We start from the raw sequence: 14,912 nt of genomic DNA, 5'->3' as shown, positions 1-14,912 counted from the left end.
GAATCCCCGCCTAATTTTTTTACACACTAGATTCATGGCAAAGAACGTTGTGGTACTCGGCACTCAATGGGGTGACGAGGGTAAAGGTAAGGTCGTTGACCTGTTAACAGATCGCGCAAAATACGTGGTTCGCTATCAGGGCGGCCACAATGCCGGTCATACACTGGTTATTGACGGTGAAAAAACTGTCCTCCACTTAATCCCTTCCGGTATTCTGCGTGATAACGTTACCTGCATCATTGGTAACGGCGTGGTACTTAGCCCGGACGCACTAATGACTGAAATCACAATGCTTGAAGAGCGTGGTGTTCCAGTGCGTGAACGTTTAAAAATCAGCGAAGCCTGTCCGCTTATCCTGCCTTACCATATTGCCCTTGATGTTGCCCGCGAGAAAGCGCGTGGTGCGAAAGCGATTGGTACAACCGGTCGTGGTATTGGTCCGGCTTACGAAGATAAAGTTGCTCGTCGTGGTCTGCGCGTTGGCGACCTGTTTAATGCAGAAGATTTCGCTGCCAAACTGAAAGAAGTGCTGGATGTACATAACTTCACACTGACGCAGTACTATAACGAACCTGCTGTTGATTTCGACGAAACCCTCGAAAAAGCACTGGCTGTAGCCGACATCTTAAAAGCGATGGTTGTTGATGTGACTGACGAACTGGACAAAGCCCATAAAGCTGGCTTGCCAATCATGTTCGAAGGTGCACAGGGTACACTGCTTGATATCGACCACGGTACTTACCCTTACGTTACCTCTTCCAACACCACTGTGGGTGGCGTTGCGACGGGTGCGGGTTTTGGTCCACTGAAACTAGACTACGTACTGGGTATCGTTAAAGCGTACACTACACGTGTAGGTTCTGGTCCTTTCCCTACCGAGCTTGATTGCGATGTAGGCGAGCACCTTGGTGTGAAAGGTCACGAGTTTGGCGCGACCACCGGCCGTAAGCGTCGTACAGGTTGGTTTGACGCCGTAGCGATGAAACGCGCCGTTCAAATTAACTCCATTACCGGTTTCTGTCTGACTAAGCTGGACGTACTGGATGGCCTCGATACGCTGCAAATTTGTGTGGGTTATAAAGATGCCGACGGTAACGTGAAAGACGTACCGCCAATGGCTGCCGATGGTTACGACCTGGTAACGCCTGTTTATGAAGAAATGCCGGGTTGGAAAGAAACCACGTTTGGCGTAACTGATTATGACAAGCTGCCTCAGGAAGCGCGAAACTATATCGCTCGTCTTGAAGCTATCACCGGTGTTCCGGTAGATATCGTATCCACAGGACCTGATCGTAACGAGACAATCGTTCTGCGTCACCCATATGACGCGTAAGCGAAAAACGTCATGTAAATAGTCAAAGCCTGCTCATCGAGCAGGCTTTGTTGTTTCTGCGCCAATAAAATTAACTGGAAAGACAATTTCCCGATAAAGTAAAGTGGGATCGGAAACAACGAAAAGTCTGAAACCGGAGCATTGTGCATGACCGAAAGTGCCTACTCATTTCCCGCTCAAGATATCGACGCGGTGTACAGCCGTTTAAAGAAGACATTCAGCCATGGTAAAACCCGTGATTTGGCATGGCGGAAAGCACAGCTTAAGCAACTTGAGAAAATGCTTCGCGACAATGAACCTGCGCTTATCCAGGCACTGAATGACGATCTTGATAAGTCGGAAACGGAAGCCTGGACAGCCGAAATAGGCTTCTTGTTGTCAGACATTCGCCACACCCTCAAGCATTTGCAGCACTGGGCTGAGCTCAGACCGGTTTCGACGCCGATGGCAGCGCAACCCGGTCGAAGCTATCTGTTGCCGGAGCCACTGGGCACAGTGTTGATTATCGGGGCGTGGAATTATCCGCTTCAGTTGATATTGGCGCCGTTTATCGCTGCCTTGGCAGCAGGTAACTGCGCGATACTCAAGCCCAGTGAGTTGTCTTCCGCCTGTTCTGCCTTACTCGCAACGCTGATACCTCAGTATCTCGACGAGCAAGCCATTGCTGTGGTGGAAGGTGGAAAAGAGACAGTTCAGGCTTTGTTAGCCATATGCTGGGACCATATTTTTTATACTGGCGGTGAAGTGGTTGGCAAAATTGTCATGTCGGCTGCTGCCCAATATCTTACGCCCGTAACGTTAGAGCTTGGTGGCAAAAGCCCCTGTCTGGTCGATGAGCAAAGTGACATTGCTATTGCCGCACGACGCATTGTGTGGGGCAAGTGGATGAACTGCGGGCAAACCTGTATTGCGCCAGATTACGTGCTGGTGGCTTCATCAGTGGCGGATGAACTGGTGGTTGCCTTGCGTCAGGAAATTGAAAATCAGTATGGTAAAACGCCGATAAACAGTAACGACTACGGGCGAATTGTAAACGCGAGCCACTTTCAGCGATTGAGCAAACTTCTCGATGAAATGCAAATTGTGGCGGGCGGCGAAACCGATGACACAAGGCTTAAAATCGCGCCCACCATTGTATTAAATCCGTCTTACGACAGTGACCTGATGCAGCAGGAGATTTTCGGTCCTATTCTGCCGGTGCTTACCGTAGAGGATATGGCTGAGGCCTGCGACATCGTAGTAACCCGCCCAAAACCCCTGGCACTCTACTTATTTACGCAAAACGATAAAACCGAAGCCAGCGTACTGGCAAAAACCAGCGCGGGTAGCGTGTGCGTGAACGATACCATGATGTTTATGGCTAACCAGAAGTTACCGTTTGGCGGTGTTGGAACCAGTGGTATGGGGCGCTATCATGGCCAGTACGGGTTCGATACTTTTTCGCATTTAAAAAGCGTTATGCACCGCTCAACAAAGATGGACGTGAAAGTTCGCTATGCGCCGTATTCAAGCTGGAAACTCTGGCTGTTAAAGAAATTATTATAAGGAACTCATATGCCACAACCCTTTCACTTGGCTATTCCTGTGAACGATCTCGAGGCTGCTGCCGCTTTCTATGGTGAGCTTTTGGGCTGCGAGCGTGGTCGTAATGATACACGTTGGATCGACTGGAATTTTTACGGCCACCAGTTGGTAACCCATTGTGTTGATGAAATGCCTTCTGCGCCGCAACATAACCCAGTAGACAGTCATGCTGTACCGGTGCCGCATTTTGGCGTGGTGCTGGATATGGAAGACTGGCAGGAACTGGCAGATAAGCTACAAGCTGCGGGTACGGCGTTTGTTATTGAACCCTACGTGCGGTTTAAAGGGCAGCCTGGTGAACAGGCTACCATGTTCTTTCACGATCCCGCCGGAAATGCGCTGGAATTTAAGGCGTTTAAATCGTTATCACAGCTGTTTGCTGTGTAAGGCAAAAAGCTGCTAGCGCCTTCTCAGTCGAGAGGCGCTTCCTCTACCATCGCCTTTCCGCGTCCGCGTGCCTCAGACGCCGCTTCCAGCCCGTTATCGGTGCGCTTGATAAGATGTACATCACCAAAGTTACTTTGCTTCATGGTGTAACCCATGGCTTCAAGTTCAGAAACAACAGCAGCATCTAAACCTTCATGATAGGCGATGGTGTCTTTTGGCCACAATTGATGATGGAAGCGCGGACTGTTGGCACTTTCTTCCGCTGTCATATCAAAAAACAGCGTATTAAGAATACTTTGTGCCACCGATGAGATAATGGTTGTACCGCCAGGCGAGCCTGTCACCAGCTTCACTTGTTCGCCTTTTAGTACAATGGTCGGCGTCATCGACGACAACATGCGCTTGCCGGGTTGAATTTCGTTCGCGGTACCGCCAATGGCACCGAAGAAGTTGGGCACACCCGCTTTAGCACTGAAATCATCCATCTCGTCATTGAGCAGGAAGCCAGCGCCTTCCACCACGACACCTGAACCGAAAGACAGATTTATGGTAGTGGTGTTCGCCACGGCATTGCCCCATTTATCCATCACCGAGAAGTGCGTGGTATCCGGGCTCTCATATAAACCGGGCTTTACTTCTTCAGTCACTGATATAGCGTCAGGGTTTACTTCGCTGGCACGGGCCTGAATGTACTCAGGATCGATCAGCGCCTGAACGGGTACTTCAACATAATCCGGGTCGCCCATGTACTCAGCGCGATCAGCAAAAACCCGCTTACCAATTTCAGACATCAAGTGGATGTACGCAGTACTATTTTGGTCTGGCAGTTTCTGTTGCTTCAGAACTTCATTAAGCATGCTGATCCACTGCGCAACCGCTACACCACCAGAACTGGGTGGTGGCGCAGTAATGAGCTTGTAGTCTTGCCATGGATAGACAATTGGCGAGCGCCATTTAGCTTGATAGCTACGTAAGTCGGCCTCTGTGACCAAACCGCCGTTGGCAGCCATGAATTCAGCGATGAGGCGCGCCGTTTCACCTTCGTAAAAGCCATCTTTCCCCTGGTCGCGAATACGCTCCATGGCGGCAGCCAGCTCGGGTTGTTTAAACAGCACACCCGCTGTCGCTGCTTCACCAAAGAATTGCTCGAAGTTGCTGCTGATCCCTTGTTCTTCCATGCGGGCCATGTAACGGGTAATGTGGTCGGCGAGTTTCTCAGGTACATTAAAGCCGTTTTTAGCGAGGTCTACCGCAGGTTGTACCAGGCGTTTCCAAGGCAGTTTACCGAAGCGTTGATGGGCTTCCCACATGCCAGCCACAGAACCCGGAATGCCTGACGCTTTAGCGCCAAACAGGGATTCTTCGGTTTTCACATCACCATTTTCATCCAGGTACATATCGCGGTGAGCCGCGGCCGGTGCCATCTCACGGTAATCCATGAACGCCGCTTCATCGTCCATGTAGATGGTCATAAAGCCACCACCGCCAATGTTGCCAGCTTCAGGGAAGGTAACCGCCAGCACGAATTGCGCAGTAATCGCTGCATCAACCGCTGTGCCACCTTCATTTAATACCGCCATGGCGGCGTCAGCGGCAAAGGTGTCTGGCATCGACACCGCCTGTTGACTCGCAATAACCGGTGGCGTGATATCTGCCGCCGGCACTTTTTCCTGGGAACAGGCCGTGACGACGCACAGCAGAAGACTTAACAGAACTATTCGCATGAAGTTATCCAATCATAATCATACTGGCGACAACATAGGCTAACAGTGTCAGCGCGCCAGCGGTGAGTGCATAGGGCAATTGAGTGCGAATATGCGTGAGCAGATCGCAGCCAGCTGCAAGGGAAGATACCGCAGAGGTATCTGAAATGGGTGAACAGTGGTCGCCAAACACGCCACCACCGAGAATGGCGGCAATCACAAGTGATGGTGGCAGGCCCAGACTTTGGATCAAAGGCACACCTATGGGGATCAGAATCGCAAACGTGCCCCAGCTAGTGCCGGTGGTAAACGACATAATGGCACCCGCGATAAAAAGCATGGGTACAATCAGTACCAGCGGTAAGTACTCACCAACCAGTCCCGCTACGAATACGCCGGTACCCAGTACTTTCAGGCTGGCTCCTAATGTTAGCGAAAGCAACACTATGGTGACCAGTGGCAGCAGCTCGCCCATTCCTTTAAAACCAATTTCAACCGCCTGGTGATGGTTAAAACGTTTATGCAGAATTAACAGGAAATAAGCCACCGCGGTTGCCAATACCGTGGCATATAGCACGGATTTACTGCCGCTACCGTCGGCCAGTACGCCGTTGCCGGTCCAGAGCATGAAGCCCACCATGCTTACCACCATGGTGAGCAATGGCACAACCATGAAACGGGCTTTGGTGGCAGGCTCACTGTTGAGCACGGTATCAAGGTGACTCATGGCTTTTTCTTCTTTTGCCATGGGACCATGCACTTTGTCTTTCACAATGGTGTACACCACAATCGCCAGGGTAATCAGGGCGTAAAAGTTGAGCGGTACCGTGCCCCACAGAATGCTTGCTGAACTTTGTTCGAGTTCGTAACCATCAAGCAAGCTGAGCACGAAAGCGCCCCAACCATTCAGTAAAATCAGAATACAGACGGGGGCGCTGGTGCTGTCGATAATATAGGCCAAACGCGCACGGCTCATTTTGTACTTGTCGAACAGGCCCCGAGCAAAGATACCAGCAGTAAGTACACTCAGGTTTGATTCAATAAACACGGCGATGCCCGTAAACATGGTAAGCCCACCCACCTGGCGTTTGTTCTTAGCGATGCCTCGGCTGGTTAGCCACTCCACGGTGGCGGTAACACCACCAGAATCACGGATATAAGCCAGTAGGGCGCCCACCAGTACAGAAAAAATCAATATGCGGGTATTCCCCGGGCTGGAAGCCACATCAATGGTGCGTTCAATGGCATGAATCGGCGCCAAGGCCAATGTATCGCCGGTCACACTCAGTAAGATTAGCGCTTCGGCTGAAAGTACAGCCAACAGCAACGCCATGATGACTTCTTTTTTCCAGAACACCACCAAGATGGCGACAAGAGGAGGGATGATTGAAACCCAATCCATGAATATGTGATCCTGCAATTATTTTCGTTTTTATATGTGTTGCCGAACGCGGGGAACACAGAGCGTGTTTTCACACCCACGGGCAGAGTGAATATTTCCTTTTACGGAATAGAGTTAGCGTACCTGACAATTGGTGACTATCGCCAGTCTTTTTATTGGTGAGTCTTTCTGAACGCCCACATTCCTTACTTAGTGATTCAGCAAGGCTTCGTAAATGCGCGTGATAACACTGCCGTAGCCTGCGGTTTCAAACTGACTGCCAGCAAATGTAAGTCCGCCATTAGCAGTGCTTTCCACCGGTGTGTGACGGGCATTGGTGAACAACACAATGGCTAAATTCTGTGCCGGATCTATAACGGTTGCTGTGCCAGTCCAACCGGTATGTCCAAAGGCCGTGCTGCTGGCATACGGGCCGAAATGCCAGCGGTTACGTCCGTCTGCTGCCCGGCGCCAGCCCAGGCCAAAGCCCGGGTTTGCTGAAGACGGTGCGGTAAACAGCGACAGGGTGTCTTTATCCAGCATGGTCACTTTGTCGTAGCCACCACCATTAATCAGCATTTGCATGAGCACGGCGAAGTCGTCTACGTTAGAGAACAACCCGGCATGACCCGACACGCCGCCCATGCTGTACCAGGCTTTCTCATCGTGCACTTCACCTCTGAGTGTGTGAGTGCGAATACCCGGGAAGGTAATATGGCCACTGCGTGAGTTGCCGTTGATTTCTGTGGCGGCAATCTGGGATGGCAGTATGCCTTTTTTCAGCGGGTTGAACAGGGTGTGGTTCAGTCGAAGTGGCGCATAAATAAACTGCTCGCAATAGCGGTCGAGCGACATACCGGTGATGCGTTCAACCAGTAATCCCAACAGCATGAAATTGGTGTCGCTATAAGCGGTGTGTTGGCGATTGCCTTCACGAAACGGCACCGCGGTGGTCAGTAATGTTGAGGTGTGCTGCTTATCTCTGGATTTAAATTTCGCCATCCGGCCTGGACCGGGTTCGAAAAAGCGCACCTCCGGGCCGTAGCCAGAGTGATGACTGAGTAAATCCCGTACAGTACGCGCTTCACGCCCATCACCGGTGTATTCCGGTAAATAATGATAAAGCGGCGTGTCCACATTCAGCTTGCCTTCACTCACCAGCTTCATTAGCGCCAGATTGGTGGCGAACATTTTGGTGTTAGAAGCCACATCAAATAATGTACCTGGCATCATAGGCTGCGGATTAGCGAGTGGCTGCCCATTTTCATTAAACTTAAGTGCGTTGCCGTAGGCCGTGCGCTTTACTATTTGGCCGTCTTTTATAACCAGTAAAACGGCACCAGGAAAACCGTCTTCAATATCCTGATTAATCAGCTTATCGACTTCTGTAAATTTGCTTTGCCATTTCTGCGTGGCATCGGTAAGCACGGGCCAGGGAATGACAACTTGCAGGGTATCGTCTTGTGCACTGAGGGCTACAAGCTCAAAGGTATTCGTGCCAGTGTGCGTGCGTCGCTGCAGCGAGTAGGCATAGGTTTGTCCGGCTTCAAGCGGGTCGTCGAGGGTAAGCAATTCCCCGTTTATCTTTATCTGCGCCTGAGTTGTGGAGGCAGGCGTCAGTAGCATTTCGCCCCGACCTTTGAAGGCTTTAAAACCAAGCTTGTCGTTCACCTCGGTGCGGGTAGAGCGATCTTGTTGTGGGAACACGGCATCAATTTGCCCCAGCTTTACCTGCGGTTCTGCCGCGCCCGCGGCCAATCGTTGTTGTTCGTTGATATATCGTGCCATCAACTTGCGGTGCTTTTGCGGAAAGTATTTTTCCAGCAGTGCAAATAGCGTAGCTGCCGTTTCACTGTCGAGGGTGCCGCTAACGTTGTCTTGTACGAAATGCATCTGAAAAGCGAATAACGCATCAACGGTTTGTTCATCGGCAATACCGGTTTCTACAACACCATAGCCATAGGCTTGCAGTGCAGCTTGCATAAGGCCTACCGAGGGTAATGCAGGGGTAAACTGCTCCCAGTGTTGCTTTAATTCGGCGGTATCGTACCAGGCACCTATGCCGGCAAGGTAAAGCTGATACCAAGGAAAACGCGGCCCCGGATCGCTTTTACGACTGAAGGCGATGTCAGCATGACCAACAATGGCGGTGGGGGTAATATCGGGATTGCGAAGAAGTATTCCCTGCATCAGGGAGATGATTTGTTCAATTTGTTGCGGGTGATAATCCGGATATGTGCATAAACGATGTCGGCTGTGTTCACCGGGGGCATTGGCGTATTCGGCAGAGATCTCACAGTGCGGCACATTAACCACTTCAATGCCTATAGAGGTGTCATTAAGATGGTTGCGGCCCTGCCATTGTCCTTTTCCTGCATGCCAGGCGCGCCGGGATTCATCCACCAATTGGATAACACTTGCGTTATCGCCGTCGAAACTGGCATCGTTAGGGTCGGTAACCAGATAGTGCGAACTGAGGCCGCCTTCGTCGACAAGGGTGTGTACACTCTTCTGGTAGTCTATTGCGGTATAGTGAATGACCACCAGTTTTATTCGCTCTCCGACGTTTTTCGATGGCATCTGCTGATATTGCCCCGCACACCCGAACATGGCCACTGCTGAGAGCAGCATAAATAGGGAGCGGGAAAACCAGAGCGGAAGCGACATCGATTCAAACCAATAACGAACACAAAGATAATCAACAAATTATCACAGTGACTTTTGATGTAAACAGGAAGTTCCGCCCACTGCGGTGCGCGGCAGGCAAGGCAGTCAGATAACCCATGAACCGACTTAAATCGCTGGATGTATTTCGCGGCATAGCCATTGTGATGATGGTGCTGGTAAACAACCCCGGAAGCTGGGCGACCATTTACTGGCCTCTGAAACATGCGCAGTGGCATGGGCTAACTCCCACTGACGTGGTGTTTCCATTATTTATTTTTGCGATGGGGGCATCGCTGGCGCTGAGTGTGAGACGACAACTTGGCAGCGAGCGAACGGCCATCATTCCAGGCATTCTCCGTCGAAGTGCTATCTTGTTTGCCTGCGGATTGTTTCTCGCACTTTTCTTCTATAACCCCTACAGCAGTGAATTTAACTGGTTCGCAGACAGATTTATGAATGTTCGGGTGATGGGGGTACTGCAGCGCCTGGCGCTGGTGTACCTGCTTACCGCTTTGCTGGTGCTGTATGTGCCTGCTCGTCAATATATTGTCTGGTGCATCGGTTTATTGCTGCTGTACTGGGCGATGATGACGTTTATCCCTTACCACGGTAACGACGGCGAGGTGTATCAGGGGCTTTGGCTGTTCGGAAACAGTTTTGCTGCCTGGCTGGATGCCAATGTACTGGGTGTGCATCATGTTTATTATGGCGGTGCCACCCCGTTTCCCTTCGACCCGGAGGGTTTACTAAGCACGCTTCCCGCGGTGGCCAGTTGTCTTTTCGGGGTTATAGGCGGTAACTGGTTACAGCAATCGCAGGTGAATGGCGCTGGCAGAAAATCGCTCTGGTTGCCCGCAATCGCAACTCTGGTTCTTGGGTTAGTTGCGGTACTGTGGATCCCAGTGAATAAAGCACTATGGAGCCCAAGCTTCGTGTTGATTACTGCCGGGCTTTCTATGTTACTGCTGGCGTTGCTTGAGGTGGCACTGAACCGTTCCGGCAAGCACGTATGGACAAAACCCTTCCTGATTGCTGGCTGCAACAGCCTGTTTTTCTTTATGCTCTCGGGCATTGTCGCTCGCTTGTTGTTTATGATCCCGGTTCACGGAAAACCGCTTAAATCTTATTTTTTCGAGCAGTATTTCCTGTCGCATTTCTCCCCCTACAATGCCTCGTTGGTGTTTGCCATTTGTTTTCTTTTAGTGATGTTCATCCCAACCTGGTGGTTGTATAAAAAACGCTGGTTTATAAGGGTGTAAGCGATACAGGTAAAGACGCATTCAGTCTGGGTAAAGGTTTGGTAAAAATTCGGACAACAGCGCGAAATTCCTGTCGAACACAGTATATTCAAGCGTATTTATATACAGGCAGGACTTCACCATGACGCAATCTAAAGATTTTACTAAATCCTCGTCAGGCATACTCACAGAACGACGAAAGACACTAAAAAAACTGGCGTCTTTTGCCGCTGCGGCACCGGTAATGATGCTTGCAGGATGTGGCGGTGGTAGCGGCTCTACAGCCGCATCTTCATCGGGCTCTACAGCAACGGGGTCAAGTGGCACAAGCACAGGAACCGGAGGAACCAGCACGGGCACCACGGTAACGGCAGACAACGGTAGCTGGCTGAGTGGTGGTACCGATGCCATGACCGCCAGTTTTCCTGACGACAGCATATTTGAAGATAGCGCGAGCTGTACGGTGCAACTCACCGGGCAGCAAACAGAAGGTCCATGCTATTTCGATTCTGATTACCTGGATGATATTTCAGAAGGGCAAACCGGTCTGCCAATGCAGCTTTGCCTGCAACTCACCGACGCCAGCTGTAATCCGCTGGTAGGTTATGAAATTGAGGTTTGGCATTGTGATGTGGAAGGTATCTACTCCGGTGATACAACGGGTAGCTCCGATACCAACGGTTTTAATTCCTCGTTTTGTACCGGTAATGATGCCGAAGCGCTGCAAGCACGCTGGTTCCGGGGAATTGCTGTGACAGACAGCAGTGGCCGGGTTAACTTTGCCACTTGTTTCCCTGGCTGGTATGCCAGCCGAGCTATACATATTCACTTCAGAGTGAAAAATAATAACAACGATCAGCTGATTTCACAGTTTGGGTTCGACGATGATTTCTGTACTGAGATTTGTACGTCGCACTCTGATTACATCAATCACGGTGCGCCGGATACCCTACTGGCGCGCGACACCGTATTTGGCAGTGACTATGACGAGTATCTGTTCAACCTTGAACAGAATGAAGATGGCTCGTTACTGGCGTATAAGCGTATAATGATCTCTGCCTAATACGCTACAACGAGTAGGTTACCCTAGCGCGTGCCAGCGACCATTTAACACCGCCGCTGACGGTTGGTTGCTGTGCGAATCGCCCACAATAAAATAAGCGGGTGCACCGGGAAGTAATGGCGTTGCCACCGGTGCTGTCGCGACCACTTGCACAGGCATTGTGGTCGTTATGCTGAGTTGGTTCTGCGTATCAATAAAATAACTAAACCCTGCTTTTAGCAAGTTCAGGTAAGTTTCATCATTCAGCGTTAGCGGGGAATCTACTTCAAATCCCTTCTCAGGCAGCACTTTCAGCCCTTGCCCATTTATGTTGGTAAACCCACTGATTGTGCGCAAATCGCCAATGGCGCCGACTGTACCTGTGTCAGTTTTGCCGTCAATAAGTATGCTGATATCGGCAAGATAGGGAAGATCGCCACCCATAGTTAGGTTATACAGCTTCATGTCACACAAGCCATCTTCGCGATTTTCAGGGATGCGATAGTAATCAGCCAGGGAATAGCGATTCACCGTATTATTGAGAAAAGCCTCCAGCGCCGACTGCAGAGCAATCACATTCATTTTACGGGCAACCTGGCGGTTAGGGTCCTGCTTGGCAGCACCACTTTCAATCAGTATCGTGCTCGCGCCGGTTGCGGCGATGTTGTCGCCGAACGACCGGAATGAATAGGTGTCGTCGTAGCGGGCAATGCAGCCAGGAATATAGTGCCTCAGAACATCTGCCATTCCCGCAATAAGTTGCTTAGCGCGCAGACGCGGGCCGTCCACATGCTTATCTTCGTGATACGCCGGGGCGAGAAACGCAATGGTCGCTGGGCTCGATGAAGTCCCCGCAGTGTAATACGGGTTCTGATCGTGCAGGTTAAAGGCGATATCCGGTTTAAGTTCGCTTACCTGATCATGCAGCAGCCGACCTTCTGGAGACTGCAATGCTTTGGCATCGCGATTAATATCAATTCCCTGACCATTCACTCGGGTGCGGCGCTGCGCACCATCCGGGTTTAACATTGGCACCACGTGCAGGGTAACCTGATTCATCCAGTCTGCAGGTAAACCAGAAAGCGCCAACGCGTGGGCAGAGGTTAATATTTGCAGCCAGTCGAGTACAGCGGCCGTCGCGGTAGGTTCATCGCCATGCATTTGTGTCCAGGCCAGAATAACCTTGTCACCTGTACCTACGGAATAGCGTTTAATGGGCCGTCCTTCGAAGGATGCACCAATATCAGCCATCCGAATATTCTCATTCTGAGCCAATATCTCCATCACCGGCGCAATGTCGCTGGCGTTAAGGTGCACTTTGTTCAGTTCCCGCCAATGCATCGCATCAAACGCCTCTACGATGTTGGCTACTGAAATAAGAGGATGTGCCGTCATGGTTATGGTTTCCTTAGCCGACTCAGAATTCGGGATACAGCAGGTAGGGTTGGCGCTGTTGTTTGAATTGTTTCAACGCGGGCTGCCAACTTGCACGGATTTGCTGTTCAGACTCTCCGGCTTCAATCGCTTTTCTGAGTGCATCAGTGCCGCTTAGCTTGTCGAAGAAATCCGGTCTGTCGATGAATAGCTCGCCAGCCTGTTTAAATTGATTAAAAGCCTGCAGCAGCAAGGTGAGATCGAAACCTTCATTTGCTGCACGGCGGAGATCCTGACCACGGAGTTTCACATCCTGCAATTTAGGGGAAGGCGCACTGTTCGGCATACTCACCGGGGTAAAAGAGAACGTGCCCAGCGCCACTTTGTCGTGTCCGATAACCTGAAAAGGAAACGGCGTGCCGCGGCCCACGCTAACGGTGGTGGCTTCAAATAAGCACAGCGAAGGATAAAGTTGTATCGATTGTGCGTTTGGCAGATTAGGGCTGGGCGCAACCGGCAAATCGTATGTCATCGATTTGGTGTAGTTTGCCACCGGGATCACAAGTAGCTCTAGCGCATCGGCCTGATTAAACCATTGTTCACCGCGCATCATCTGCGCGAGTTCGCCGACGGTCATGCCGTGCAATAATGGAATGGGATCCATTCCCACGAACGACGCAAAACCTTCCTCACGAATAGGGCCATCGGTGAACATGCCATTAGGATTAGGACGGTCGAGTACGATGACCTGTTTTTGCTGCTCAGCGGCAGCTTCCAGCACTAAATGCAGGGTACTGATGTAGGTGTAGAAACGCGCTCCCACGTCCTGAATATCAAAGATAATCACATCGCTATCAGCCAGCATTTCTGGGCTGGGTTTTTTGGTTTTACCGTACAGCGATAAAACCGGCAGGCCGGTGCGGGTATCCACACCATCGGAGATGGTTTCCCCGGCACCGGCGTCGCCGCGAAACCCATGTTCAGGGGCCATTACTTTGGTAATCGTCACGTCTTTATCAAGCAGATAATCTACCAGATGTGTGCCTTTGACTTCTGACGTTTGATTAACGACTAGTGCTACTTTCTTCCCTTGCAGTTGGTGCAGGTATAAATCTGGCTGCGCTGCGCCTATTGTCAGCGCTGTTGCGGAAAAACAAAGCAGTGAGAACACAAAGAAGGTTGTGGCAGACAAACACCAACGGATGCGCCGAAGGCTAACTGCGAGTCCGGTTTTCGCGGGCTTAGTGCACTTGCTTGTCATCATTCGGCACCCACAGCGCGGCGAAGAAAACCATCGTTATTTGCCAGCAAAGTGCGGGCTTCGTCGGCAGAAGAATGGGTGAGGATCATCAAGATCGCCAGCTTCGCTTTTTGTCCAGCGGCCTCCAATGCGGAACTTGCCTGTTCCTCGCTGCAATCGGTGGCCTGCATGACAATACGCACTGCCCGGGCGCGTAGCTTTTCGTTAGTGGCATTCACATCTACCATCAGGTTTTGATAGGTTTTCCCGAGGCGGATCATGGTGGCGGTGCTCAGCATGTTGAGTACCAGCTTTTGCGCAGTACCGGATTTCATCCGGGTAGAGCCCGTTAGGCTTTCCGGGCCGACAACCGGGCAAATGCTGATTTTCGCCGTGCGAAGTAAAACCGTGTCAGGGCTACAAGCAATGCCAACCGTGCCCGCACCAATGTGGTTGGCGTAAGTGAGCGCACTTACCACATAAGGTGTACGACCACTGGCTGATAACCCAACTAAAATATCATCGGCACTGATGTTCACCGCTTTTACATCCCGAATACCCTGTGCGCTGTCATCTTCGGCACCTTCTACGGCATGTTGAATGGCTTTCTCGCCACCGGCGATTATGCCCAATACCAGCGAGTCGGGCGTGCTGAATGTGGGACGGCATTCTACTGCATCCAGAATACCCAAACGGCCACTGGTGCCCGCGCCAATGTAAATCAATCGGCCACCGCGATTGATACGCTCAACAATGGTATCCACCGCGGCGGCGATATGTGGAATTTGGGTGGCCACAGCGCCTGCAACGAGCGCGTCTTGCTGATTAATTTTCTGCAGAATACCTTCGCTTGAGAGCAAATCGATATCCATGGTGTCAGGATTTCGCCCTTCAGAAGCAATTTTGTTTAGCTGAGCGAGAAGGGCTGAAGTGTCCTGATGATTGTCTGGCTGCATGTTGTGG

11 protein-coding genes are annotated in these 14,912 nt (G+C 51.1%); 5 read left to right on the top strand and 6 right to left on the bottom strand.

Annotated elements, in window-relative coordinates:
* The first annotated feature begins 34 nt into the window (after window positions 1-34).
* The 3 genes from ACXAGX_RS00990 (at window position 35) to ACXAGX_RS00980 (ending at window position 3,304) form a co-directional block, all read left to right on the top strand.
* Complete coding sequence (locus ACXAGX_RS00990; RefSeq protein WP_070126580.1) at window positions 35-1,333, top strand: adenylosuccinate synthase; 1,299 nt, start codon at window positions 35-37, stop codon at window positions 1,331-1,333.
* Between the two features lie 147 nt (window positions 1,334-1,480).
* Complete coding sequence (locus ACXAGX_RS00985; RefSeq protein ID WP_474836021.1) at window positions 1,481-2,878, top strand: aldehyde dehydrogenase family protein; 1,398 nt, start codon at window positions 1,481-1,483, stop codon at window positions 2,876-2,878.
* A gap of 9 nt (window positions 2,879-2,887) precedes the next feature.
* Window positions 2,888-3,304, top strand: coding sequence for a VOC family protein (locus ACXAGX_RS00980; RefSeq protein WP_474836019.1), 417 nt, complete (start codon window positions 2,888-2,890; stop codon window positions 3,302-3,304).
* Between the two features lie 23 nt (window positions 3,305-3,327).
* On the opposite strand, the gene ggt is transcribed toward ACXAGX_RS00980, so the two are convergent.
* The 3 genes from ggt to pbp4b all read right to left on the bottom strand — a co-directional run bounded on the left by ggt (window position 3,328) and on the right by pbp4b (window position 9,055).
* Complete coding sequence (gene ggt, locus ACXAGX_RS00975) at window positions 3,328-5,028, bottom strand: gamma-glutamyltransferase (RefSeq protein WP_474836017.1); 1,701 nt, start codon at window positions 5,026-5,028, stop codon at window positions 3,328-3,330.
* Window positions 5,029-5,032: 4 nt separating this feature from the next.
* The gene (locus tag ACXAGX_RS00970; protein WP_474836015.1) at window positions 5,033-6,409 is read right to left on the bottom strand and encodes a Na+/H+ antiporter NhaC family protein; all 1,377 of its coding nucleotides are present in this window, start codon (window positions 6,407-6,409) and stop codon (window positions 5,033-5,035) included.
* Between the two features lie 189 nt (window positions 6,410-6,598).
* Window positions 6,599-9,055: a penicillin binding protein PBP4B gene (gene pbp4b / locus ACXAGX_RS00965; protein ID WP_474836013.1), complete on the bottom strand. Its 2,457-nt coding sequence runs from the start codon at window positions 9,053-9,055 to the stop codon at window positions 6,599-6,601.
* Between the two features lie 116 nt (window positions 9,056-9,171).
* On the opposite strand from pbp4b, the gene ACXAGX_RS00960 reads away from it, so the two are divergent.
* Together ACXAGX_RS00960 and ACXAGX_RS00955 are read left to right on the top strand one after the other, a co-directional pair.
* Complete coding sequence (locus ACXAGX_RS00960; protein WP_474822010.1) at window positions 9,172-10,314, top strand: acyltransferase family protein; 1,143 nt, start codon at window positions 9,172-9,174, stop codon at window positions 10,312-10,314.
* Window positions 10,315-10,435: 121 nt separating this feature from the next.
* Window positions 10,436-11,356: a dioxygenase family protein gene (locus tag ACXAGX_RS00955; RefSeq protein WP_474836011.1), complete on the top strand. Its 921-nt coding sequence runs from the start codon at window positions 10,436-10,438 to the stop codon at window positions 11,354-11,356.
* Window positions 11,357-11,374: 18 nt separating this feature from the next.
* Here ACXAGX_RS00955 and ACXAGX_RS00950 read toward each other — a convergent pair whose 3' ends face one another.
* The 3 genes from ACXAGX_RS00950 to murQ are packed head-to-tail and all read right to left on the bottom strand — an operon-like array spanning window position 11,375 to window position 14,905.
* On the bottom strand, window positions 11,375-12,730 hold the full coding sequence (locus tag ACXAGX_RS00950; RefSeq protein WP_474836009.1) for a M14 family zinc carboxypeptidase: 1,356 nt from the start codon (window positions 12,728-12,730) through the stop codon (window positions 11,375-11,377).
* Window positions 12,731-12,752: 22 nt separating this feature from the next.
* Entirely contained in the window at window positions 12,753-13,973 is a 1,221-nt protein-coding gene (locus tag ACXAGX_RS00945; protein ID WP_474836007.1) for an exo-beta-N-acetylmuramidase NamZ family protein, read from the bottom strand.
* Complete coding sequence (gene murQ, locus ACXAGX_RS00940) at window positions 13,970-14,905, bottom strand: N-acetylmuramic acid 6-phosphate etherase (protein WP_474821994.1); 936 nt, start codon at window positions 14,903-14,905, stop codon at window positions 13,970-13,972. Before murQ ends, ACXAGX_RS00945 begins: the two co-directional genes overlap by 4 nt.
* Window positions 14,906-14,912 lie beyond the last annotated feature (7 nt).

The organism is Alteromonas sp. ABV4_515 (genome assembly GCF_056160345.1).
The sequence above is the reverse complement of the archived record's forward strand: the minus strand, read 5'-3'. Positions and strand labels throughout refer to the sequence as shown.